This is a genomic window from Pseudovibrio sp. Alg231-02, assembly GCF_900143565.1.
Classification (GTDB): domain Bacteria; phylum Pseudomonadota; class Alphaproteobacteria; order Rhizobiales; family Stappiaceae; genus Pseudovibrio.
In genome coordinates this window covers 203,072-224,873 of sequence record NZ_FREX01000007.1, presented here as the reverse complement: position 1 = coordinate 224,873, position 21,802 = coordinate 203,072, and the positions used below count along the sequence as shown (strand labels likewise).

General features: G+C 51.3%; 25 protein-coding genes. 13 read left to right on the top strand and 12 right to left on the bottom strand.

Translation table 11 applies throughout. From position 1 onward, the window contains the following. Window positions 1-70 precede the first annotated feature (70 nt). From DHN43_RS18680 to DHN43_RS18670, 3 genes are all read left to right on the top strand, one after another. Complete coding sequence (locus DHN43_RS18680; protein ID WP_108819630.1) at window positions 71-709, top strand: hypothetical protein; 639 nt, start codon at window positions 71-73, stop codon at window positions 707-709. 166 nt (window positions 710-875) lie between these two features. After that, a complete protein-coding gene (locus tag DHN43_RS18675) occupies window positions 876-1,355 on the top strand; it encodes a type III secretion system chaperone (RefSeq protein ID WP_108819629.1) in 480 nt (159 codons plus the stop codon). A gap of 101 nt (window positions 1,356-1,456) precedes the next feature. Next, window positions 1,457-2,212, top strand: coding sequence for an SDR family oxidoreductase (locus tag DHN43_RS18670; RefSeq protein WP_108819628.1), 756 nt, complete (start codon window positions 1,457-1,459; stop codon window positions 2,210-2,212). 36 nt (window positions 2,213-2,248) lie between these two features. Here DHN43_RS18670 and DHN43_RS18665 read toward each other — a convergent pair whose 3' ends face one another. Together DHN43_RS18665 and DHN43_RS18660 are read right to left on the bottom strand one after the other, a co-directional pair. Beyond that, the gene (locus tag DHN43_RS18665) at window positions 2,249-2,731 is read right to left on the bottom strand and encodes a hypothetical protein (protein WP_108819627.1); all 483 of its coding nucleotides are present in this window, start codon (window positions 2,729-2,731) and stop codon (window positions 2,249-2,251) included. 110 nt (window positions 2,732-2,841) lie between these two features. Next, window positions 2,842-3,669 carry a cysteine hydrolase gene (locus DHN43_RS18660; RefSeq protein WP_063319869.1) on the bottom strand — a complete coding sequence of 276 codons (828 nt, stop codon included), beginning with the start codon at window positions 3,667-3,669 and terminating at the stop codon, window positions 2,842-2,844. Between the two features lie 125 nt (window positions 3,670-3,794). On the opposite strand from DHN43_RS18660, the gene DHN43_RS18655 reads away from it, so the two are divergent. Together DHN43_RS18655 and DHN43_RS27635 are read left to right on the top strand one after the other, a co-directional pair. After that, window positions 3,795-4,703, top strand: a complete 909-nt coding sequence (locus tag DHN43_RS18655) for a helix-turn-helix domain-containing protein (RefSeq protein ID WP_108819721.1) — start codon at window positions 3,795-3,797, stop codon at window positions 4,701-4,703. Window positions 4,704-4,803: 100 nt separating this feature from the next. Beyond that, a complete protein-coding gene (locus DHN43_RS27635) occupies window positions 4,804-5,259 on the top strand; it encodes a DUF4268 domain-containing protein (RefSeq protein WP_108819626.1) in 456 nt (151 codons plus the stop codon). Here the strand turns inward: DHN43_RS27635 and DHN43_RS18645 are convergent. Further along, window positions 5,250-6,116 (bottom strand): YjjW family glycine radical enzyme activase, encoded by an 867-nt coding sequence (locus DHN43_RS18645; RefSeq protein WP_108819625.1) that lies wholly within the window; start codon window positions 6,114-6,116, stop codon window positions 5,250-5,252. The genes DHN43_RS27635 and DHN43_RS18645 overlap by 10 nt on opposite strands. Beyond that, window positions 6,088-7,623 (bottom strand): YjjI family glycine radical enzyme, encoded by a 1,536-nt coding sequence (locus DHN43_RS18640; protein ID WP_108819624.1) that lies wholly within the window; start codon window positions 7,621-7,623, stop codon window positions 6,088-6,090. Before DHN43_RS18640 ends, DHN43_RS18645 begins: the two co-directional genes overlap by 29 nt. A gap of 214 nt (window positions 7,624-7,837) precedes the next feature. On the opposite strand from DHN43_RS18640, the gene DHN43_RS18635 reads away from it, so the two are divergent. Then, window positions 7,838-8,302 (top strand): hypothetical protein, encoded by a 465-nt coding sequence (locus DHN43_RS18635; RefSeq protein WP_159096936.1) that lies wholly within the window; start codon window positions 7,838-7,840, stop codon window positions 8,300-8,302. 103 nt (window positions 8,303-8,405) lie between these two features. Here the strand turns inward: DHN43_RS18635 and yghU are convergent, their stop codons facing one another. Next, a complete protein-coding gene (gene yghU, locus DHN43_RS18630; RefSeq protein WP_057460868.1) occupies window positions 8,406-9,272 on the bottom strand; it encodes a glutathione-dependent disulfide-bond oxidoreductase in 867 nt (288 codons plus the stop codon). 269 nt (window positions 9,273-9,541) lie between these two features. Between yghU and DHN43_RS18620 the strand changes: the two genes are divergently transcribed. The 4 genes from DHN43_RS18620 (at window position 9,542) to DHN43_RS18605 (ending at window position 12,156) form a co-directional block, all read left to right on the top strand. Then, window positions 9,542-10,045, top strand: coding sequence for a GNAT family N-acetyltransferase (locus DHN43_RS18620; protein WP_108819622.1), 504 nt, complete (start codon window positions 9,542-9,544; stop codon window positions 10,043-10,045). 106 nt (window positions 10,046-10,151) lie between these two features. Continuing rightward, window positions 10,152-10,583 carry a carboxymuconolactone decarboxylase family protein gene (locus DHN43_RS18615; RefSeq protein WP_108819621.1) on the top strand — a complete coding sequence of 144 codons (432 nt, stop codon included), beginning with the start codon at window positions 10,152-10,154 and terminating at the stop codon, window positions 10,581-10,583. Next, window positions 10,583-11,458: an RNA polymerase sigma factor SigJ gene (gene sigJ / locus DHN43_RS18610; protein WP_108819620.1), complete on the top strand. Its 876-nt coding sequence runs from the start codon at window positions 10,583-10,585 to the stop codon at window positions 11,456-11,458. The genes DHN43_RS18615 and sigJ overlap by 1 nt, the downstream gene beginning before the upstream one ends. Window positions 11,459-11,541: 83 nt before the next feature. Then, entirely contained in the window at window positions 11,542-12,156 is a 615-nt protein-coding gene (locus DHN43_RS18605) for a LysE family translocator (protein ID WP_108819619.1), read from the top strand. Window positions 12,157-12,158: 2 nt separating this feature from the next. On the opposite strand, the gene DHN43_RS18600 is transcribed toward DHN43_RS18605, so the two are convergent. Further along, window positions 12,159-12,899: a class I SAM-dependent methyltransferase gene (locus DHN43_RS18600; RefSeq protein WP_108819618.1), complete on the bottom strand. Its 741-nt coding sequence runs from the start codon at window positions 12,897-12,899 to the stop codon at window positions 12,159-12,161. Between the two features lie 203 nt (window positions 12,900-13,102). On the opposite strand from DHN43_RS18600, the gene DHN43_RS18595 reads away from it, so the two are divergent. Beyond that, on the top strand, window positions 13,103-14,611 hold the full coding sequence (locus DHN43_RS18595; protein WP_108819617.1) for a malonate--CoA ligase: 1,509 nt from the start codon (window positions 13,103-13,105) through the stop codon (window positions 14,609-14,611). A 123-nt stretch (window positions 14,612-14,734) separates the two neighbouring features. Here DHN43_RS18595 and DHN43_RS18590 read toward each other — a convergent pair whose 3' ends face one another. The 4 genes from DHN43_RS18590 to DHN43_RS18575 form a co-directional block, all read right to left on the bottom strand. After that, complete coding sequence (locus DHN43_RS18590) at window positions 14,735-15,109, bottom strand: hypothetical protein (protein WP_108819616.1); 375 nt, start codon at window positions 15,107-15,109, stop codon at window positions 14,735-14,737. Between the two features lie 167 nt (window positions 15,110-15,276). Then, on the bottom strand, window positions 15,277-15,609 hold the full coding sequence (locus tag DHN43_RS18585) for a DUF962 domain-containing protein (RefSeq protein WP_063293560.1): 333 nt from the start codon (window positions 15,607-15,609) through the stop codon (window positions 15,277-15,279). A gap of 4 nt (window positions 15,610-15,613) precedes the next feature. Beyond that, the gene (locus DHN43_RS18580; protein WP_108819615.1) at window positions 15,614-16,519 is read right to left on the bottom strand and encodes a phytanoyl-CoA dioxygenase family protein; all 906 of its coding nucleotides are present in this window, start codon (window positions 16,517-16,519) and stop codon (window positions 15,614-15,616) included. Next, window positions 16,516-16,878: a hypothetical protein gene (locus DHN43_RS18575; protein ID WP_108819614.1), complete on the bottom strand. Its 363-nt coding sequence runs from the start codon at window positions 16,876-16,878 to the stop codon at window positions 16,516-16,518. The genes DHN43_RS18580 and DHN43_RS18575 overlap by 4 nt, the downstream gene beginning before the upstream one ends. Window positions 16,879-17,046: 168 nt before the next feature. Between DHN43_RS18575 and DHN43_RS18570 the strand changes: the two genes are divergently transcribed. Next, a complete protein-coding gene (locus DHN43_RS18570; protein ID WP_108819613.1) occupies window positions 17,047-17,640 on the top strand; it encodes a TetR/AcrR family transcriptional regulator in 594 nt (197 codons plus the stop codon). Between the two features lie 16 nt (window positions 17,641-17,656). Here DHN43_RS18570 and DHN43_RS18565 read toward each other — a convergent pair whose 3' ends face one another. After that, window positions 17,657-19,288, bottom strand: coding sequence for a hypothetical protein (locus DHN43_RS18565; protein ID WP_108819612.1), 1,632 nt, complete (start codon window positions 19,286-19,288; stop codon window positions 17,657-17,659). 345 nt (window positions 19,289-19,633) lie between these two features. Between DHN43_RS18565 and DHN43_RS18560 the strand changes: the two genes are divergently transcribed. Continuing rightward, window positions 19,634-20,851: an MBL fold metallo-hydrolase gene (locus tag DHN43_RS18560; RefSeq protein WP_108819611.1), complete on the top strand. Its 1,218-nt coding sequence runs from the start codon at window positions 19,634-19,636 to the stop codon at window positions 20,849-20,851. Window positions 20,852-20,899: 48 nt separating this feature from the next. Here the strand turns inward: DHN43_RS18560 and DHN43_RS18555 are convergent, their stop codons facing one another. Next, window positions 20,900-21,676, bottom strand: a complete 777-nt coding sequence (locus tag DHN43_RS18555; RefSeq protein WP_208995487.1) for a cyclase family protein — start codon at window positions 21,674-21,676, stop codon at window positions 20,900-20,902. Between the last annotated feature and the right edge of the window lie 126 nt (window positions 21,677-21,802).

The window sequence follows — 21,802 nt, the reverse complement described above, 5'->3', positions numbered from 1 at the left end:
CGTTCAACACACCTGAAGTGTGAGCCTTTGGGTACGTTGAAGTCATGGGAAGAACTTTAGGCATTAGATTATGACGGGTATTTCAGTTGGCGGAGCGTCCTCGTACCATGCCCCGCTGGAGGTGAATGCACCGGCAGCTCTTCAAGCGGCAGAGCTGGGTGTTCACACTGTTTCTAAATCCAACGAAACGCGTATTAGCGAAAGCTCGAACAGCACCACGAGCAAGATTTTAGAATTTTTTGAGGGCATGGCAACCAAGCAGATTGTGTGGAGCCAAACCGACGCAGATGCAGCGGCAGACCGCCGGCAAGAAGCTGCAAGTTCAGCTGTTTCCGCCGTTTTCTCCAATTTGAAAGACGGCAGGTTAGCTGAGGCTTATCAGAGCTTTACGAAGTTGCACCACGCCGCAGAAAAATTGGAACCCAATAACCCACGTGGGTTTGTTTCAAAACAGCTGCAAAATGCGGCCTCTCAATTTTCGGCGCAAGAGCGTGATGCAATTCGCCTGCATGATTTCAAAGGTGATGGTGATCGGCTGGTGCGCGGCCATTCTGCCCATGCCGAGCGTGCGCTTCATGTCTTTGAGGGACTTGTGAAAGGCGGCCTCATGTCCGTTGGGGACCTGAGTTCAGAAATCCACTTTATTGATGACATCATGAGTGAAATTCCATCTGCGCTGAGGGGCGTCAAGACAGAACTCACTCTGTAATCTGATCACGCATGAGAGGAAAGGCAACGCAGATTGCCAGGGCATCCTCTCACATTTTAAAGCACTTGGTGTTTGCGGCGTCTTTTCGTGAAGGCTCTGGAAATACCGGGTTTCGCGCGGTCTGCGGGTAGGAAAAGCAGATCACTTACAAATTAAGGGGCGACAAATGGAAATGGTTGAAAACACACTCAGGCAATTCGGCGAGACGATAGGGTTGCCGGACCTGAAACTAGACGCAGAGAATATTTGCTCATTGACGGTTGATGGTGAGATTGAGGTGTTTTTTCAGGTCTTGGATTTCAACGCAAACGTGGTCCGGCTCAACAGCCGTTTGGCAAGCCTGAACAACGTCCCCAAGTCCCTCTACCTGCACCTTCTGGAAGCCAATTACAACGGTATGGGCACCGGCCACGCTGCGCTTTCAATCAACCAGCGCAGCTCTGAAGTACTTTTGACTCAGGCAATTAAAGTCGACAATCTGTCAGTTGAAGAGTTTGCAGAAACCGTCAAACTGTTCGTGAAGTACACCAGTTTCTGGGTGCATGAACTGGTGGAACTGGCAAAGTTCCCCTCTGATGAGCCTGTGCCTGTGCAGGATATGCCAGTCGATAGCTTAAACTCTCAAATGCAGTATCTGATGCCTTAGGCGATGAAGGCGAGTTCTCAAAGATCTGGGACCTCGCAAATCGGGTGGGTTTTGTCCGCACAGACGCCAATAGTGCCTCTAGTCAACCACTGGAGGAAAACATGGAGTTACACGGACAAACGATCATCATCACGGGTGCAAGCAGCGGAATTGGCGCGGCAGCAGCCGAGCTGTTCGTCGATGAAGGCGCTAACGTGGTGCTTGGGGCCAGACGTGAAGCAGAGCTGGCAGCTCTGGCAGACAAAATCACGAAACAAGGCGGTTCAGCCACTTATCTTGCAGGAGATGTGACTGATGAGGCCTATGCCTCCGCATTGGTGGAACATGCACTCAACACCTATGGTGTGCTGCATGGGGCCTTCAACAATGCTGGCACTGTGGGGAACATGGAGCCGGTCCCAGAGATGGACAGCGCGAACTGGGAAAATGTACTGCAAACCAATCTCACCAGCGCATTTTATGCGGCCAAAACGCAGATTCCGGCTTTGAAAAAACGCACAAAGGGGGCGATTGTGTTTACATCCTCCTTTGTGGGGCACTGCAACAGCGGCATGCCGGGTATGGGAGCTTATGCTGCCAGCAAGGCGGGGCTGGTTGGGCTGGTGAAATCGCTGGCTGCAGACCATGGACCAGATGGCATCCGCATCAACGCGCTGCTCCCCGGTGGAACCAAGACAGCAATGGCAGGGGATGACCCGGAGGGACATGCCTTCATTTCTGGCTTGCATCCACTCAAACGCATGGCAAGCCCGAAGGAGATTGCCCAAGCAGCGCTGTTTCTGCTTTCGGACCGATCCAGCTTTGTGACGGGAAGTGCGATGACTGCTGACGGTGGTGTTTCAATCCGGCTGGTTTAAATCCATGTGAAACAGAGGGAGGCGCGGCCTCCCTTCTTACCTGCTTGTCAGCAGTTGATGACCTTCCAACTTCAACCCGGCATCAGCAATGCGTTTGTTCCACGCCTTGCGCGTTCCAATGCCTGCGGGCTTTGCAAACAGACCTGCATCTTCGGCGGCCTTCGTTAAAGCGGCATACATTGGGATGTTGGGGGCGTCTTCCGGCAGGAGCAGTTCTTTGCGATGCAGGATTGGCGGGTTCTCACGCTTAGAGTAGTCGATGGCCTTGCTTGTTTGGGTTGCAAGATCAAACGTGATGGAGTGGAGCAAAGCCGGGAAGCCGGAGATCTCAAAGTCCTCGTAATGCAGCAGCGAGACTTTGTCCTTGCTGATTTTGCACAGGTTCCATGGGGTGTCCGGATGCTGCGCCACGACCTGAGCCAGCCGTTCAGCCTCCTCCGCAGGGAGGAAATCAACGCCAGAGCGATGTAGATAGAGCCAACCACCCACACGGCGGCCAATTTTCGTCTTATGAGCCATAGCTCTTCTCTAACCGAAACTGGTTGCACATGCAGTTCAAATTGAGGTGTTAGCGAAACGGAGAGATAAAGAACGCACCACCTTAAAGAATAAGGCGGTGCGCTAGGTGGTTAAGCCTGAAGCAGCTTAACAGCTTCGTCTGTTGTCCAGACCGCGTTTGCGATGAAGCGGAAGTTGGTCAGAGCGGCCAGATAACCATCACCATCCGGAATAATAGCAGCAGCTGTGCCATCACTCACCACAGCAACCTCAAAGCCTTGCTCGATCAACTCGCGCATATGGCTCTCGGTGCAAAGGTTAGCAGACATACCTGCCAGAATAACCTGATCGACACCCTGCTTGCGCAGCTGAAGAGACAGATCATTGGTGTCGTTGCCGTAGACCTTGTGCGGAGAAGTGACGATGGTTTTGCCGTCGTTGATGTATGGCTTGTAAACGTCCAGCCAGTCCGCACCTGATCCTTCAAAGCCATCCACGTTGAGTGCGCCTTTGCGGTCAAACATACCGATGTTGTGCATCAGCTTTTCCAGCGCGCCTTCAAACTTCCAGCCGTGGTCGGTTGGGTAGTAGTAGTGAGGAGAAACGGCCACGGTGATGTCTGCTGCTTTTGCGGCTTTGAACAGGCGCTCGATGTTGTTGACTGTGTTGTTGCGGGTTACGCTTTCGCCCACAACACCCCAGGTCACACCATCAGGAGACAGGAAGTCATTCTGCGGATCTGTTACCACAAGAGCGGCGCGGCTCAGGTCTAGCTTCATGTTGCTTGGAGGCAGAACGGACTTTGCTGGTGGGGCATATGGATCTTTCACTTTGTCCTGCGCTTTGGCGTGCGCTGAACCTGCAATCGCTGCACCACCAACAGCTGCTGCAGCTGTCAGACCACCTCGCAGAGCATCGCGGCGGCTGAGTGTTTTCTTGTGATCATGATCATTACACATCGTCTGTTCCTTCTCTTGTTCGGTGAAGAGAGGATGGAATAGGCTATGTGCTTTATGGTCCAGAATTGGTACCTTTTCGTCCTGATATGTATCATTTCATCGATTGGACGCGTATAGAGATCAGCATGGATATTCATTTTATTCTCGATGAAATGGAGATACAGGCGCATCCGTTTGCTTTGTGCGAGCTGAATGGCGCCTGCGATCTTGATCTGGACAAAGACCCTTTGGCAACGCTGCACTATGTGCTTGCCGGAGAAGGCGAGCTTGTGCTGCCGGGACGTCCTGCCATTCCGGTCAGCAAAGGGTCGTTGATCCTCGTACCTGCGCTCAAAAAGCACGTTCTGCGTAGCTTCGGGCAGGTTCATGATCCAATCCCCAGCTGCAATCCTGACAAGCTGAAAATGGCACACCTGATCCATAACAGTGACACACAGGACAAAGGCCAGCTCATCGCGATCTGCTCTCGTATCTCGCTCAGCTTGCGGCAGATGGAGAACCTGATTGATCTGGTGCAGGAACCGATTGTCGAAAATCAGGCTGGCGAAGATGCCTGTGAAGCGCCAATCCGGCGCTTGCTGTTGGAGCTTGCCAACCCTGCGCCCGGAAGCCTCGCCATGGTGCGCGCACTCCTGATGCAATGCATGATCGAACTGATGCGCCGCCGCTTCAACGATCAGCGCGGCGGGTTGGAATGGATGGCCGCGCTGCGCGATCCGCGCATGTGGCCGGTGCTTCGGCACATCCTCGATACACCGGGCGAACCGCACTCTGTCGAGAGCCTTGCCTCCCTCGCTGGCATGAGCCGCAGCGGCTTCGCCAAACGCTTTCAGGAAGCGTACGGAAGTGGCCCAATGGAACTTCTGCGCGACGTGCGCATGCGCCGTGCAGCCACCATGTTGCTGGAAACTGACCACCCGATTGAACGCGTTTCCCACCTCATCGGCTTCCGCAGCCGCAGCGCCTTCTCCCGCGCCTTTGAAGCCGCCATCGGCGTTTCACCGCAGAAGTTTCGTATGGAGCGGAAGGGCTAATGGGCGGTGCCTGCTATTGAGAGATTTCGAGAGTTGAGAAAGTCATTTTTCGATCGTAACCTACAGTCGGCAAAACATTAGTTGAGGAGTGTTTATATCGATGAGGAGAGAGGATCTTTATCGGTTGTATTGGACTGATTTTCATAACTTCTTAGCCGTTAAAAACAGCTCGATAGTGCCCAAGCGAAGGAAGCTAGTTAGATACGATGGGCATTTTCACCTTGGTAGAAAATGTAATCTAAGCGCGACAATTGTGGCGCGAAGAAAATGTATCGGAGTAGAGGTATTTATTCCAAATTGCTCGGATCTTTTTGAGGAATTGTATTTACAGAAAAGTGAAATCAAAGACGACATTGGCGTGGACCTAGATTGGCAGCGGCTCCCTGATAAGCAAAAAGCGCGAATTGTTTTGGAGTTGAGTGGGATAGATCCGCTATGCTCACGTGACCGATTTAGAGCATTTGAATGGATGCAAGAGAACTTAGAGAAATTGCATAACTGTTTTGAACCGCGTGTTTCGTCGATTATGGGTCATCATGCGGCTTCTCAGATGTAAACCGCTGGCACCACTACATTCGTTAGCCCTGCTGATCGCAGCTCCTCTGCGATGCGTTCCACGTCTGGTTCTTTCATGGTGGGCCAGTTGAGGGCTTCGCCTTTGACGCCGTGGTGTTGGAAGGTGTTGAGGCGTAAGGGCGTATCTGTATCCAGTGCACGAACGAAGTTAGCGAGGTCTTCGATTTCCTCATCGCTGTCTGTGCGGCCCGGGATGAGCAGATAGCGCAGTTCATGCAGCTTTCCGGAGTCAAAGAGCAGCTTAGCGGTGGCCAGAACGCGTTCATTACTGCGGGTGGTGAGTAGGCGATGTAGGGTGTTGTTGAAGGCTTTGATGTCCAGCATCACACCGTCGGTCACGGGCAGAATGGTCTTCCACGCAGGTTCGGGCAAATAGCCGTTGCTATCGATGAAGCAGGTGAGATCCTTCAGCTTTTCATCCGTTTTGATCGCTGTGAACAAAGCGATGATGAATTTCAGCTGCGTTGTAGCTTCCCCACCTGAAATTGTAATGCCGTTCAGGAATGGTTTGTTCTGGTACAAAAGCACCAGAACATCATCAACGCTGTATTGCGTGACCTTGGGGTTGGCGTTGATGGGGCAGACGTCCAGACACTTATCGCATTGGTCGCAAATACTCGCGTCGTGCACCACTTTGCCTTGCACGATGGTCAGAGCACCGGTCGGGCACTCTGGCACGCAGTCGCCGCAATCGTTGCACAGCTTCATGGTGTGCGGGTTGTGGCAGGTCGGGCAGGCAAAGTTGCAGCCTTGCAGAAACAGGACAAGCCGGTTGCCCGGCCCATCCACGCAAGAGAACTTTAAAACCTTACTGACTGTAGCGAGGGGCAAGTTCATGGCTCATCACCCGTGGTGTGCGCTCCAGTATTTTACCAGTCTCAGCAGCTTCTGCACCCAGCACAGTTGTGTTGATGCGAGACCCACCGCATTCTTTGAACTTCGCAATGTCTGACAAGCGCACCATGTAACCGGTGATGCGCACCAGATCATTGTTGGAGACGTTGGCGGAAAACTCCCGGAAGCCCAGTTGGAACGCACCTTTCACAAGCTGCTCCAGCGCGACTGGATTGTTCTCGATGGTTTCATCCAGTGTTAGAATTTCAGAGACACCGGATGGATAGAACGCATGGTGCTCTGCCAATGCCTGAACGTGCGTGACCGGATCGGGCTCACTGCCATAAGGGATGCGAACACCCGGCGTACAGCCATCATCATCGCTGAGGCCTGCTTGTGAATGCAGCATAGCCTTACCTCGCCAACAGTGTTCCATGGGACGCGTTTCAACAGCCTCATACAGCACTTTGGAGATGCGGTGACCAAGCTGGTTGGCGGTCTCATCGTGTCCGTACTTGCCAGCGCGGCCTTCCTTGGCCTGCAACTCATCCACGCACTGCGCCATGGCAAAGATGCCATACATGGCCGTGAAGCGGTCTCGGCTGATCCAGCCTTCCTTCACGAGGAAGCTTTCAAAGAAGCCGGATTTGTTGAAGAGATGATCAATCCGCGTTTCAGTCAGGCGGAAGTTGAGGTCAATGTATTTCGGCAGAACGTTCTCGAAGAAGTCTGCAGTATCTTTGGAGCGACGCGCTACTTCTCGCAGATTGATGCGGGTCAGGGTAGACGCGCCACCGCATAGAGGCAGCACGTTGTAACAACTGGCGACACCATAGCCGTAGTCATCAAACAGAGGCTGATGCAGTGGGTTGTTCGCGATGTGTGGTTTGGAACATTCAATGATGCTTTCGCAAGCCTGTGAAAAGATCGCATCAGAGCTGATATCAGGATCCCAGACGAACGTAAGGTTCGGAGCAATCTGCTTCAGCTCCGCATCAATGCGCATGATGGTACGGGCAACGCGGTTGTCGGTTGGCCCCACGTTGGCGTGCATGAAGGCATCCGGCAGCACACGGTCCAGATAGCGCCAGAACAGCTTCAGCTTCTTGTAAAGATCTTCATCGCTGACCTCATCGCAATACGGCAGCAAGAGATTGTCGAGGCGACCAATGAACACCGGCATGTTGGTGACAGACGGCACGTGATGATAAGCAATCATGAGGGAGTTGATAGCTTCATCCAAGGTGGTTGCCGGTTCCAACTCAAGGAAGGTACTCCCCTTTTCCAGAACCACGGAGTAGTCGGGCATCACATAGCGCGGCTTGAACGGCGCATGCCCCTCATACATGTCGCAGATGACACGCTCTTCCAGTGCCTTGGCGGTTTCCTCATCAAGCTCAGGGTAGGGCAGAGAGTTTTCCGCCTCCAGTGAGAGATAACGCGCCTTTTGCGTAAAGGAGAGGGCTGGGTCTTCCGTAATGCCCTTAAACCGTTTGAGAAGCTCCGACATGGTTCGTTCCTTTTTGCTCTTTGGAACAAATCTTAAACCCGGGAGACAGGCGAGGAATTGAACTACCGCAATTTCCGATTGGAAAAGAGGGATGGTGCACAAGAGAACCGATATTACCCTTTTTATTCAATCAATGATTGTGTATTCAGCACAAATCAAAAATTAGTATATATGGTTAGGCAAAATGCTCAGGCTTTTGTTGGTGATCTGTTCCGTGCTTGTTCTAAGCGCTTGTGCCTCAAGAAATAAGTCGGGGGAGGAACACTTAGCTTATCGTATTGATAAAGTGAGTGTCTCTGTTCCTGCTTCCGAATATGGTGAGATTGCACCCCGGATATTGAAAGAGAAGTTTGAAAAAGTTGCTGAAGATAGCTCTGAGTGGGTGCCAGTTGATACTGCTGCCTATGATTTGGCCATTAAAGTTACTGAAATTGAGTATAATCCTCCCGTCGCTGGTCTCTTTGAAATGAGCCAAAGTCGATTGGCTGGCTACATCAAATATGGTCCTGAGGATAAGCCAATTGTTTTCTACTTCAATCTCCCTGCAGATCCCGGGAGAGGGAACTTGGCTGCATATACGACCGAGTTTGGAACTTTTTTTGAGAAAGAGAAAGTCTTTAACCGGTTTGCCGAAAGATTGGTAAAGCGATTTAAGCAAAAAGTTTTTAAAGTCAGATAACTAGCCCAACTTGGCGCCTAAAGAAATTCTTGTTGTTTAGACAATTGACAAACCCGGCTTCAATGAAGCCGGGTTTGTGTTTTTTTGTGTTATGATAAACGCTCTACGCTTTTTCAGAGGCCGGTTTTGGGTCCAGGTCGCTGGCGTCGTGGCGTTCTGGGACTTGCTGGTCCTCATCACCCCATGTGCGGTTTACGCGTTTGCCGCGTTTCACGGCAGGGCGCTCTGCGATTTCTTCTGCCCAACGCTTGACGTTTTTGTAATCGTCAACGGAGAGGAACTCGGCTGCGCTGTAGAGCGAACCAAGCACCAGCGCGCCGTACCATGGGAAGATCGCGATGTCTGCGATGGAGTACTCATCACCAGCCATAAAGCGGCGCTCGGCCAGATTGCGGTCCAGAACGTCGAGCTGGCGTTTTGCTTCCATGGCGAAACGGTTGATCGGGTATTCAAACTTCTCTGGCGCATAAGCGTAGAAATGACCGAAACCACCACCCAGATATGGGGCAGACCCCATTTGCCAGAACAGCCAGTTCATGGCTTCTGTGCGTGCTGCCGGATCTTTCGGCAGGAAGGCGCCGAACTTTTCTGCCAGATACAGCAGGATAGAGCCAGATTCGAATACACGGGTTGGTGTCTCGGTGCTGTGATCCACCAGTGCCGGGATTTTGGAGTTAGGGTTTGCGCCAACAAAACCGCTGGAGAACTGGTCGCCTTCACCAATCTTGATCAACCATGCGTCATACTCTGCTTCGCTGAAACCTGCTGCCAGAAGCTCTTCCAGCATGATGGTGACTTTTACACCATTTGGCGTTGCCAGCGAGTAAAGCTGCAGCGGATGCTTGCCCACCTGCAGGTCTTTGTCATGAGTAGAACCAGCAATAGGACGGTTGATGTTTGCGAACTGGCCGCCGTTTTCCTGTTCCCACACCCAAACCTTTGGTGGGGTATATTCTTGTTTATCACTCATAAAATTGTGGCTCCGTATTGATTATGTGCAAATGGGAACGAGCAGTTTTTCGGGCTGCCTTTTTCATTTCAACAGATGGGTGAATCCTTAACAAAATCAAGTGTGCAATCAAAAGCAAGATCTTGGATGTCACTCCTGAGTGCTTAGTCGATATTGAAAGTTCCCTGTGCGCCAGATTAAAAATTGCTTTTTACAAAGCATCTGCCGGAATAATGTTCGCCGCTGACATTACGCTCAGAGATTCCTTTTTTCATTGCTGGACTGATCAAATGACTGTGATACCGACACTTGAAACGGAAAGATTACGCTTAAGGCCGATGACAATTGAAGATTGGCCTGCTTATGAGCAGTTGATGAAGTCCGAACGCTCACAGTTTATGGGCGGGCCAACCCCCAAGCATGTGACCTGGGGCATTTTCAGTCATGACATCGCGCATTGGACCTTGTTTGGCCACGGTGCATTGATGATTGATGACAAGACCACGGGCAAAACCGTTGGTCAGGTGGGCCTTAATCACGGGCCGCTTTTTCCAGAGCACGAGTTGGGCTGGTTCCTCTATGAGGGCTTTGAAGGACACGGATATGCTTTGGAAGCGGCATTGAGGATGCGTAAATGGGCCTTTGAGGAGCTGGGTTTAAGAACACTCGTCAGCTATATCGACCCGAACAACGAACGGTCTCGTGTTCTTGCTGAACGAATGGGAGCTGAGATCGACACGAATGCACCGCGCCATGATCCGGTTGATCATGTCTATCGTCATCCAGCCTCCTGAACCAAGATGAGGGGGCGTTTTTAGTTTTTCATCGGTACCACGTCACATCTGAGAGAGCTGTCTCGTCGACCCTGTGAACGCAACAAAACAATCACTGGAGATAACGATGAACGTTCACACCACCATCAATCACTACGATAGCGGTGCGCAGATCATGGCAGCCCTTCAGGGCGTGGAAGCAACCATCGCTGCGACTGGGTTTGACGAAAAGCTGCATCACCTCATTTTGCTGCGGGCATCGCAGATCAACGGCTGCGGGTTTTGTGTGAAGATGCATACCCGCGACGCTCGCAAAGCTGGTGAAACCAACGAACGTCTGGATCACCTCATCATCTGGCGCCATTGCGATGACTTTTCGGAAAAAGAGAAGCTGGCATTTGAATGGACCGAAGCACTGACAGAACTCAACAAGGAGGATCAGTTGTCACGTCTTCGCCAGGAACTGAAAAAGCACTACAGTGATCAGGAAATTTCCACCCTGACGGCGATGGTTGGTATGATCAACCTTTGGAACCGGATTGCGATATCGAACCATTGATGAAGAACTCAGACAAATCACTTCGTGTATTTGAACAGGCCAGACCCATGTTGATGGGGCTGGCTTATCGTTTGCTGGGCACAACGGCCGAGGCTGAAGATGTGGTGCAGGAAACCTATCTCAGCTGGTCAGCTGCCGCACAAGACGACATTGCCAACCCTGATGCCTGGCTGACGACGGTTTGCACCCGCAAAGCACTCGATCAGCTCAAATCAGCACGCAAAAAACGCGAAAATTACGTTGGTATGTGGTTGCCTGAGCCGCTTCACACCACCACACAGGACACACCGGAAGACAGAGTTGAGCTTTCCGAAAGCCTCACAATGGCATTCCTTTTGGTGATGGAACGCCTTGCTCCAAAAGAGCGGGCTGCGTTTTTGCTGCACGAAGTGTTTTCCTCCAGCTATGAAGACGTTGCAGATATATTGGAGGTCACTCCGACCAGTTGCCGCAAGCTGGTCTCAAGGGCAAAGGCCAATATTCAGCAGAAATCTCAACGCTTTGTCGCTCCGCCAGAAAAACAGCAGGCGATGGTGAGTGTATTCCAAAGCGCGCTGGAAACCGGAGAAACAGCTGAGCTCTCCAAGCTTCTGGCAGCTGACGTTGCGCTTATTTCCGACGGCGGCGGCAAGGTCAATGCCGTTCCAAAACCACTTGTTGGTCTGGAGCATGTGCTTGGCTTTATCGAAAAGGCGATCTCCCCAGCCGCGAACAGTGGCAAAGCTTGGGTTGAAGAACTCAACTCCTGCCTGTCTCTCGTCACGGTCGACGGAAGCGGGATCACGACGACTTTCACCTTTGGTTATGATGATAACATGAATGTCGACGCGATTTATGCGCAGCGAAACCCGGACAAGCTCGCTGCCTTCCACTAGGCCTTGCAGTCCAATCAAAGGCATAGCTTGCAATGTGACAAAGAACCTCCCAAACTATCCTCTGATGTTTGGGAGGGGAACTCATGTCCGTTGAGATGATATTAGCGCTTGTGATTGCGACGACGGCTCTGGTGGCTATTCCAGGCCCCAACGTTGCGCTCATCGCAGCCAATACCATCAGCCATGGCTTCCGCTTTGGAGCCGCTACGGTACTGGGAACAACGCTTGGCGTTGCCATCCAGCTCAGCATTGTGGTGCTTGGATTTTCAGCATTGCTGGCACTCGTTGCCGATGCCTTCCTGTGGGTGAAGTGGGTTGGTGCGGCCTATCTGATCTATCTCGGCATCAAATCCTGGCGGGAGCGGACGGATATGTTGGAAAACGCTGAAGCCAGTAACATCCCTTTGCGCAAGCTTTTCTGGCAGGGCATGTTGCTTGCTATGATCAACCCGAAAACGCTGGTGTTCAGCGCTGCTTTCCTACCTCAGTTCGTTGGGGATCAAAGCACGAGTTACGCTCTTGCCCAGCCAGCGCTGATCTACCTTCTCGTCATTCTATGTGGAGATCTGTGTTGGGCGGCTCTTGCTCGTTCTGCAACTCCGTTCTTCAAGAGCATAGGTCATTTGCGACATAAACTCACTGGTACGCTCTTCATTGGTTCTGGCATTGGTCTCGCTCTGGCGCGTTTTGAGCGATAGCTTCAGGCCCTTTTGCCTATGGGAATGATCTCGCGTGAGGTTGCGTGATAAGGTTCACCTGTCCATTCACCCAGCCATGTTTGAGCACATAAGCCAGCTTCTTCTAGGAGCTGGTCGACTTTGTCTTGTGCCGTATATTTAATCTCAGAAGGTGCGCTGAAAATCTCACCAGTCTCAAGCTGCCTGTAAGCATTGATGAAACTCAGTGTTTGAGTGGTCTCGTCATATTCTGAAATGTTCCAGCTCTCAATTGCACCGAGGGCAGGGTGCTGCGTCTGGCTCAGTGTTTCTTCTTTGCGACGCGTCTTCTGGCCCGGAAAATTCGGGTTGCGGGTATCAAAGACAAACAGGCCTTTGGGGCTTAGATGCGCTGCGATCATTTTCAGAGCTGCAAGCTGGTCCTCTTCCGTCAGGAAAAACTGAAAGGAATGTCCTGTCAGGCAGACCAGGTCAAACGTCTCTCCCAGATCAAATGAACGGGCATCCGCCTGTACCCAGCTAACTTGTTCTCCATTGGGGCGCTTGCGTGCAATCTCCAGCATAGCTTCAGCCGGGTCCAAACCAACCACACGGCGACCCTCAGCCAATTGAACCGTAAGCTCTCCCGTACCGCACCCCAGGTCGAGGACAGAGCGTGCCTCGCGTGCAAGCACTTTGCAATATGTGTGATCCGCGCGATCTCGTGGTGTCAGCTCATAAAATTGTGCCAGATCGGGATCAGTAAAAATTGTGCGATGAGTCATTTGAAAATTGCTTCCTTGGTCAATTCTTGCAGCATAGAACGTCAAAGCCTTTTGGACAATTCCGCGCTTTGCTTGCTAAAACCGAGGAAGACGTGGCTGTTCAGAGCCTCGGGTTCGCACTAGTCTTGTCTGGATGAATCAGTCCCGACACGCTCACATTGAGATGCGGGTGAACGTCTGTTGCAACAGTGAAAGGCAGTCTCATGGCAAACCCGCTTTATGATCGCTTATTTGGGATCCATGCGTCCAAAACCAAGCCGTTCCTGTTTCTTCATGATGGAACCTCCATCTCATATGCGCAGTTTTTGGCGACAACCGCGCAGCTGGCGCATACGCTGGTCGCGAATGGCTTGAACCCGGGCGATCGTGTTGCTGCACAGGTTGAAAAATCGCCAGAATCGCTGGCTCTTTACGCCGCTTGCGTTCAGGCAGGCCTCATCTTCCTGCCTTTGAATACGGCCTACACCAGTGATGAACTCTCTTACTTTCTCGACAATAGCGGAGCATCTCTTCTTGCCTGTGATGGTGCAAAGGCAGAGACATTGCAGCCCTTAGCTGATCAGCTAGGTGTCCTCCTCAAAATCTTGAATGGAGACGGTTCCGGGTCTTTGATGGCAGAAGCCAAAACTCACCCAACTGCTTTTGAGACTGTAGAACGAGATCTGCAGGATCTGGCAGCGTTTCTTTACACATCAGGCACAACAGGCCGCTCCAAAGGCGCGATGCTGACACAGGACAATTTGCTGTCTAATGCAGATGTTCTGGTTGATTACTGGCGCTTCACAAAAGACGATGTTCTGCTACATGCGCTGCCGATCTTTCATACGCATGGCCTGTTTGTAGCAACCAATGTTATCCTTGCTGTTGGTGGCTCCATGATCTTCCTGCCAAAGTTCAATCAGGATGCCATCGTGCAGTTTCTGCCGCAGGCCACTTCCATGATGGGGGTGCCAACGTTCTATACCCGGCTGTTGGGTGATCAGCGTTTTACCAAGGAACTGACAGAGCATATGCGCCTGTTCACCTCCGGCAGTGCACCGTTGCTGGCGGAAACTCATCGCCAGTTTGAAGAGTGTACGGGACACCGCATTTTGGAACGTTACGGCATGACTGAGACCAACATGAGCACGTCGAACCCTTACGAGGGAGAGCGGCGTGCAGGCACTGTAGGCTTTCCGCTTCCCGGCGTTGAACTCAAGATCACCAATCCTGAAACGGGTGCTGAACTACCCCAGGACAGCATCGGCGTCATCGAAGTTCGTGGCCGCAACGTGTTCAAAGGCTACTGGCAGATGCCTGAGAAGACAGCTGCGGAACTGCGTGCGGATGGCTTCTTTATCACCGGTGACATGGGGAAGATCGATACGGATGGTTACGTCCACATTGTTGGACGCAACAAAGACCTCATCATTTCAGGCGGCTTCAATATCTACCCAAAAGAGATTGAACTCCTGTTGGATGAGCAACCGGGTGTTCATGAAAGTGCTGTGATCGGCATACCCCATGCTGACTTCGGTGAAGCCCCGCTTGGATTAATTGTGGCCGAAAAGGGTGAGACCCCTGACCTCGAGCAGATCATGACCACCGTCAAAAAACACCTCGCCCGCTTCAAACACCCACAAAAACTCCTAATCATCAACGAACTCCCCCGCAACACCATGGGCAAAGTCCAAAAAAACATCCTGCGTGATAAGTATGGTGAAGCTGGTTAGGTAGAGCCGTTTCAGAGGCTAAAGCTCAGGCATTCAATGCGATATTAGGTAGGCGTATGGTGATAGCTAAAGAAGGCTTCTGAGTAAGTACCATAGGAATCGTGAAAGGGTTCTGAAACTTGCTTATTTTGTGCGTTTGAAGCTTTGGAAGCCTTTGCAGGCTGGTGGGCTTGGGGCGTTGGGTTGGCTGAGTTCGCTACAGGTCTTTTTTGTGACTGAGGATACGCAGGCAATCGCCTTTCTTTTCTGGGTGTTCGTTGTCGCCGCATTGGTGAAATCTGCTTTGATCAGCGCACAGGCCTGATTGACGCTGTTGTTGATGACGGTTGCTGTCGGGGTTTGTTTTGAAGACGCGTTGATGCCCATTTGCTGGAATGCGCAGGTTTTTAGTTTCTCGCACATATTAGCAATGGCAGAGTTAAGATTGGCGTTCATCCCGGCGGAAGTGAGGCTGGATGAAGCAATGAGAAATAAAACTGCCAGGCTGAGGCTTTTCATGGGACACTCAGATTTGTATTGGTCACATAAGCATTGTGAGTTGCTGCCATGACCAATACAAGCACCAAGATCTGTGGGCTTTACCTTCAGCGTTCGAACATCTTTGCGCTTCTATTGTTCCGAAATTCTGCCCTGCTTGCCCGTCCTTGCAAGTCAGTTCGATCGACTTATTTCAGGATAGAAACCTTACCGCGCAGAATATCGAAGAACATCACAAAGTCACCAAGCAGGCTATACAATGGAAACTTGAACGTGGCTGGCTTGTTCTTTTCAAAGAAAAAATGCCCAATCCACGCAAAGCCGTAGCCGACGACTGGAACTGCGAGCAGTAAAGCCCAAAGACCGAACGTGATGATGTAAGTGAGAAGTGTAAGCACCAGCGCCGTTCCAATAAAATGCAATCGGCGGCTGACGACATTCCCATGTTCTGCCAGATAAAATGGATAGAATTCTTTGAAACTACCAAACTGCTGGTTATGGCTATTGTTGGCTTCACTCATTGCATTATCCCCCCTTGATTTGCCGGTAATACGTTAGCAGCACTCCGGCTTGACGCGTGATGAACAGTCTTGCGCGTTCTCCCAATCCTGCCCCTTTTTCCGGAAGAAGCATAGACCTGACCAAATTGCGCATGGCGCGGGCGTGTTCGCGATAGCGCTGTGTTGGGTTTAAGTCCTTTGCACGCTGCTCCATACTGATGCTCGTATGGTTTTGCCCGCGCACCAGGAGCGCGGATTGGTTATCAGCACTCACATTGCTCTTTGCAGCCACATACCGGATTGCAAAGCCAATGCGGCGATCATTGGTGGTGTTTGCATCAGACCCATGCACTAATTTGAAATGATGTAGCGACATCTCACCGGGCTTCAGTTCCATGTAGATCTGGTTTTCCGGTTCCAGCTCTTCCTCTGGGATTTCTTGTCCGCGGGTGAGGAGGTTGTCCTTAGCGTAGGTGTTGACTTGCGTGCGGATGGTTTTGTGACTGCCCGGCTCCACCTTCATAACGCCTGATTGAGCCGTGGCTGGACTTAATGCGACCCATGCGGTGACCACATCATCGGCATCCACCCCCCAGTAAGCAGCGTCCTGATGCATGGAAACGTAGGATTTGCTGCCTGCTTCCTTGGTGAACAGGTTGGTCATCAGACATAGGATATCCGGGCCGATCAGTTGTTCGACTGCGTCAAGAATAACGGGGTGATGGACAAGTTCATCTGCCCAGTCATACAGAAGGTACGACTTATTGCACTGTGCTTTGTCCATGGGATGTCCCTGAAGCTTCTCAATAGCCTCAAGTTCTGCGCGCATACGGATGGCATCGTCTTTTTCGAGCACTTTGATTGGACACAGGAAGCCATCCTTCTGGTAGGTTCCTGTGTTTATTGAGTTGGCGGTATCTATCAATGTCATGCTGAAACCATCCTTGAAATGAGCGTTGCGAAGGTTGCAACAAGACCGATTGAGGCTGCGCCTAGTAAAATTGAAAGAGCAGGTATGCGTTCGCGTGTTCCCGTTTGTGGGTCGAGCCGTGTAAACAGCATTGCGTAAAGATTACCAGACATGAATGCCCAGGCACAAAGCATAAGAGCGACACCCACTGCGCTTTCAAAAATCAAAGCAGAAAAGATAAGTAAGCCGGATGCAAGATAGTCATCTACAGATAACGGCCAATATTTATCGGTTCTTATCAAAATGAGTGTTTCGCCGACAATGAGTATAACGGCGAGAACCATTGCATAAATTGGCAGATAAGTTTGAAACTCCCCCAAAGTTCTCCCTCCCGAATATATGGAAACAGCGTTACCGAATCTTGTTGATGTGTCAAGTTAATTGATCTTGATCAAATCTGGAGTGTTTTTCGGTACATGTTCAAACAAGGCGGCTAGGAGACACTAAAAAAACGGATACAATGGTGGAAATTGGGGGAGCCAATCGGAATGACCGTGGATGTAGACCGCAGAACAATAAAGCCGGAAGCACTTGAAACACTTCGCAGAACCATTCTGGAGATCTTCTCCTCCGGGATGTATCAGGATGTGGGGATACGGCAGATCTGCCAGCAGGCGCGGGTGAGTCCGCAAACAGTCTACAAGTACTTTGGCAATAAAGAAGAGATGCTCTATGCCTGCATCAAAGGGGATCTCGAAAACCTCTATGCAGAAGCGATGCAAGCAGCGCGTGCTGCTGATAACACGGTCGATAAATGCCTCGTTTTCCTGGATATCTGGTGCGAGTTTTATTTCGCCAATCCAAGCATAGCGCGCATTGTATTTCTGAACATCCCGCAAGCTTATTGGTTGGGACAAACCCAGTTCACACACGTCGCATTGCATGATGAAACCACCCGTACAATAGCACATGGCCAAAGCGAAGGTTTAGTCTGGGAGGAGGCATCTGCCGAATTGTTGGGGCAGGCGATTATGGGTATGGCGCATCGGCTGCTGACCCGCTGGCTGATGACGGAAAATGCGGACAGCGCGGAAACGAAACAAGCGCTGACGAAGAGCATCAGAAAGCTGTTGCAGCCTTAAAATGCGGAGCAGGGGGCTAGTCCAGTTCAATATCTGAAGCATGGGCAATCAGCCGTTTAAGGCTGTGCATGCCTTCATCGACTGATTTTTGAGCCTGAATCGCTTTGCCGTTTTCAATATGGCTTGCTGCGCTGTCGAAGTGGCTTTTCACGTTCTCCGCTTCTTTTTCATAGGCGTCAAAGCTTTGTTTGGCGTCTTCGTCTGATTGGCTTATGAGCTTAAGATCTTTGTGGCGATCAAGCCAGGATTTGGCATCGCTTTGCAGCTGAACAAGTTGCTTTTCAACCCACTCAACCTGTTCTTTTGCCTTATGGGTCAGACTGTAAAGCTGGAAGCGGATTTTCCGGAGTGGCAGAACCTTTTCTTCGGCGTCTTCAACCTTGCCAGAAATCAGATCTGATTGAGCTGATGTAAGCAATGTCTTTAGTGACTTGCATTCAGCTTCATACTGATGGGCATTCGGCAAGCTGGCCTTGATGAAGGGAAGCCGTTCATAGGCTTGTTCCAATGCACGGCGCAGGTTTTGTATCTTTTTGTGCGTTAGGATTGGTTTGCCTTTTTCGATGGGCTCATCTGTTTGGTCATCTGCCGCAGTCGCATTGCTAAACCATAGCTGTTGCATCTGAAACAAGGCGCCTTCGTTGTCGTGCAATATGGCTGTCGCACCCTGATAATCACCACGGCCTAAAGCCTGCTCTCCTTTTGGCGTCGCAGCAGCAACCTTCTCAAAAGAAGCTGTAAACTGTGTAAGCGCATCGGGGGCGTGTTCCAGTTCTGATGAGCGTTTGTTTAAGGCAGTTGCATTGGCAAGAGTTTTGTCCAGCCGCTGTTGCGTATCCTCCCGGTTCCTATCAATCTGCTCCTTAGCGTCATCATAGGCTTTGACGAAGGCTTCCTTCTTGCCTGCAATCTTACCCAGCATGAACTTCAGGCCCGGATAGCTGTGATCTGCAATCGCCTTTTGCATGCGCAGGAGTGGCAGATTTGCGATGCGGTGAGCCTTATCGAAGTCAGCCGTATCAACGCCCCATTGCGTTAACTCATCGCGGTGCTTGTAAGTGTCTTCAACGGTGTTTTGGTAAGCCTCAACAGCAGGCATCTCCTTGGCAATCATCGCATCCGCGTGCTTGCATCCCTGCTGCAGAACCTTCTTTCCTTCACCGATATGATACTGAACTTTATCCAGCAATGTTTTGAGTAGGCTTATGGTTCCGGCATCAGGCCGCTGTTGGCCAGAAAAGTTCTTGTTAAACTGTTTGAAGGTGTTGCTGATCTTTTCGACTTGCACCTTGAAGGCTTCAATATGCTCTTTTGTCACGAGCTGTTTGCGAGCCTGCGCATCCAGCTTCTGGGCGTTCGTGGCCAGTGTTTGATACCTGTTGGAGAGCTGAGTGATCTCGGCCTTGAACTGTTCTGCCGCTTGCGCTGCCTGCTGCTGATGTGCAGCCGGGCTGTCTTTGGAAACCAGCACGCGTGATCGCCGCGTTGCAGGCCGTCCTGGATTCACTTCATTGGGACGATTGCTGTGTTCGGTAGTATCCGACTGCATCTCGTCCAGTTGCACCTCATCCACATTCTTTAAATTCAAGTGCTTAAGGACCTTCTCAGTCCATTTTTCCTGCTCGGGGGTGAGGTCTGACTTCGGCATCGAGATGCTCCAATCGAATGCACATATTTTTGGTTCTTGCTTACCTATAAGACCAAAATACTGAGCAATCTTAAGGGAGATGACGTGAATTGCGTCGTTGAGTTAATCGAAGATTGAAGGAGGCAAAATATTTTATAGCAATTTGCAGGGAAGAGAGGAGAGGCGCGTGCTGATCTTTGGAGCGCCTGAAAATGTGATAGTCGTCACAGAACTGTGGCTCGCGCACATAATTTACAGCTTGCGTCTGGTATGTACACTCACTGGTTCCTAGTTTAAGCAGCGAGAAATGGGCAAGGCGAGCAGGCTAGGTTCTTCAAACTCGCAACTAAGAGATTGCAAAAAAGAATGATTAAGAAGATCGCGGGTGGCGTGCTGGGTGTTGTGGTGATCGGAGTTGGTGCGATTTACGCCAGCGCCTATACGAACATGGGGCAAAAGCCGAATGATGAGCACAAAGCGCAGCTGACGCAATCCAACCAATGGGGCGAGGATAGTTTTGTAAACGAGCTGCCAATGGTGCGCGGCCCGCTAAGTGAGATTTTCCGTCAGTTTGTTCTGGAGCCGACCGACCACAACAGGCCGCAGCAAGACATTCCTGTCGAAACGATTGGTGACCGGCTCAACAAACTACCGGAATCTGGAGCTCGCGTTACATGGTTCGGACATTCCACGCTTTTGGTTGAGATGGATGAAACGCGTATTCTGATTGATCCGGTCTGGAGCAAACGCGCTTCGCCTTTGCCATGGGCAGGCGTTGAGCGCTTCTATGATCCAGTAATTGCATTGGAAGAACTCCCTGAGCTTGATGCCATTGTGATCTCTCATGACCATTATGACCACCTGGATATGGAAACGGTTCAGAGACTGGCTCAACAGCAGGTTCAATGGATCGTTCCACTCGGAGTTGGGTCACATCTGGAATATTGGGGTGTTTCCAAGTCCAGCATTACTGAACTCGACTGGTGGCAATCAACGCAAGTTGAGGAAACGACGGTTACGGCCACCCCATCACGACATAGGTCAGGCCGCTCCGTCACCTTTAGTGATGTGAATGCAACTCTTTGGGCTGGTTGGGCCTTTAACGGCCCAGAGCATTCAGTATACTACTCCGGTGACACTGGCATGCATGATCGTTTTGAGGAGATTGGCGACCGCCTTGGTCCGTTCGATCTGACCGTGATTGAAACAGGGGCTTACAATCCGCTCTGGAAAGACACCCATTTAGGACCAGAGCAGGCCGTTTTGGTGCACAAACTGGTGAAGGGCAAAACAATGCTCCCGGTCCATTGGGGGCTGTTTGATCTATCCTCTCACAACTGGACCGAGCCTGTGGAACGCGTCAAGGTTGCCGCAGAAAAATACGGCGTGGATTTAGCCATTCCGCTGCCGGGTGGTTCTGTTGAACCGGGACAGGTTATCTCTACAAAAGCCTGGTGGCCCAAAGTGCCTTGGAAAAACGCCGAGGAACGTCCGATCTGGGCAACGCAGGTGGAAGATGCGGTAAAGCGCGCCAAGGAGATGAAGGGTAATCCCCCTCATGGCGTTGCAACACCTTCCAGCTAACGAGTGGACGACAGGGAGAGCCGTTGAACTCGGCTCTCCTTCACATCTTTAATAAACCGCGAGGACGCGTCCTGGCCCGCCGGTTCCACCTTTGAACTTTGGGGCTCCAGCGATGATTGTTGCCCCTGCCAACGGTACCTGATCCAGATTGGTCAGGTTCTCGATGCCATAGCGCCCAGACCCCAGCCACAGATAGTGCACGGGAAAGTCTTTTGTTGGCCCGTAATCGATGGAGAGCGTGTCCACACCAAGTCCGTAAACACTGCGCTCGTTGATTAAGAACTTCGCCGTATCCTCATGGAAACTGGGGAAGTGGAGAACGCCCTTGCTGTCTTCCCCGCGGTATTTATCGGTGCCCACATATTGCGGCCAGCCAGAAAGCATTGCGACACAGGCCCTGTCCGGGATACGCCCATGCTGCTGTTCGTACTTCAGAATATCTTCTGGCATGACACGGTAATCAGGATTATCCGCCGCTTGATCACGCACATCGATCACAGCTAACGGACAGACGAACTTCTCGACCGGAATTTCATCAATTGACTGCCCGTCTTTGCTGAAATGGATCGGAGCATCGAAATGAGTTCCCACATGTTCGTGATAGTGGAGAGTCTTCAGGTTCAACCCATCCTTGGCAAAGGTATATTCGTAGCTCTCTTCAAATGCAGGACCACCCTCAAACGTCGGGAAATCAGGTGTCAGTGTCTGGGTGAGGTCAATCACGTTTGAAAACGAAACACTCTCCGGTAGAACATTTGCCGTCGCCGCCAAAGCAGATGCACTCAGCACAGCCCCACCCGCAACCGAGGCAACTGCCCCACACATAAACCCTCTCCGGGACAACCGCTCCTTCACCATCCGCACAACACACGCATCACACATATCCGTTCCTCAGTGGTTCAGCTCAAAAGCGTATGTGAGAAGGGTTAAGGAGAGCAATACGCTAGGGGA

Bases quoted from the DNA above. Each gene is read 5' to 3' on its own strand.
- DHN43_RS18680 (WP_108819630.1), top strand. From the start codon at position 71: ATGACGGGTATTTCAGTTGGCGGAGCGTCCTCGTACCATGCCCCGCTG.
- DHN43_RS18675 (WP_108819629.1), top strand. From the start codon at position 876: ATGGAAATGGTTGAAAACACACTCAGGCAATTCGGCGAGACGATAGGG.
- DHN43_RS18670 (WP_108819628.1), top strand. From the start codon at position 1,457: ATGGAGTTACACGGACAAACGATCATCATCACGGGTGCAAGCAGCGGA.
- DHN43_RS18665 (WP_108819627.1), bottom strand. From the start codon at position 2,731: ATGGCTCATAAGACGAAAATTGGCCGCCGTGTGGGTGGTTGGCTCTAT.
- DHN43_RS18660 (WP_063319869.1), bottom strand. From the start codon at position 3,669: ATGTGTAATGATCATGATCACAAGAAAACACTCAGCCGCCGCGATGCT.
- DHN43_RS18655 (WP_108819721.1), top strand. From the start codon at position 3,795: ATGGATATTCATTTTATTCTCGATGAAATGGAGATACAGGCGCATCCG.
- DHN43_RS27635 (WP_108819626.1), top strand. From the start codon at position 4,804: ATGAGGAGAGAGGATCTTTATCGGTTGTATTGGACTGATTTTCATAAC.
- DHN43_RS18645 (WP_108819625.1), bottom strand. From the start codon at position 6,116: ATGAACTTGCCCCTCGCTACAGTCAGTAAGGTTTTAAAGTTCTCTTGC.
- DHN43_RS18640 (WP_108819624.1), bottom strand. From the start codon at position 7,623: ATGTCGGAGCTTCTCAAACGGTTTAAGGGCATTACGGAAGACCCAGCC.
- yghU (WP_057460868.1), bottom strand. From the start codon at position 9,272: ATGAGTGATAAACAAGAATATACCCCACCAAAGGTTTGGGTGTGGGAA.
- DHN43_RS18620 (WP_108819622.1), top strand. From the start codon at position 9,542: ATGACTGTGATACCGACACTTGAAACGGAAAGATTACGCTTAAGGCCG.
- DHN43_RS18615 (WP_108819621.1), top strand. From the start codon at position 10,152: ATGAACGTTCACACCACCATCAATCACTACGATAGCGGTGCGCAGATC.
- sigJ (WP_108819620.1), top strand. From the start codon at position 10,583: ATGAAGAACTCAGACAAATCACTTCGTGTATTTGAACAGGCCAGACCC.
- DHN43_RS18605 (WP_108819619.1), top strand. From the start codon at position 11,542: ATGTCCGTTGAGATGATATTAGCGCTTGTGATTGCGACGACGGCTCTG.
- DHN43_RS18600 (WP_108819618.1), bottom strand. From the start codon at position 12,899: ATGACTCATCGCACAATTTTTACTGATCCCGATCTGGCACAATTTTAT.
- DHN43_RS18595 (WP_108819617.1), top strand. From the start codon at position 13,103: ATGGCAAACCCGCTTTATGATCGCTTATTTGGGATCCATGCGTCCAAA.
- DHN43_RS18590 (WP_108819616.1), bottom strand. From the start codon at position 15,109: ATGAAAAGCCTCAGCCTGGCAGTTTTATTTCTCATTGCTTCATCCAGC.
- DHN43_RS18585 (WP_063293560.1), bottom strand. From the start codon at position 15,609: ATGAGTGAAGCCAACAATAGCCATAACCAGCAGTTTGGTAGTTTCAAA.
- DHN43_RS18580 (WP_108819615.1), bottom strand. From the start codon at position 16,519: ATGACATTGATAGATACCGCCAACTCAATAAACACAGGAACCTACCAG.
- DHN43_RS18570 (WP_108819613.1), top strand. From the start codon at position 17,047: ATGACCGTGGATGTAGACCGCAGAACAATAAAGCCGGAAGCACTTGAA.
- DHN43_RS18565 (WP_108819612.1), bottom strand. From the start codon at position 19,288: ATGCCGAAGTCAGACCTCACCCCCGAGCAGGAAAAATGGACTGAGAAG.
- DHN43_RS18560 (WP_108819611.1), top strand. From the start codon at position 19,634: ATGATTAAGAAGATCGCGGGTGGCGTGCTGGGTGTTGTGGTGATCGGA.
- DHN43_RS18555 (WP_208995487.1), bottom strand. From the start codon at position 21,676: ATGTGTGGGGCAGTTGCCTCGGTTGCGGGTGGGGCTGTGCTGAGTGCA.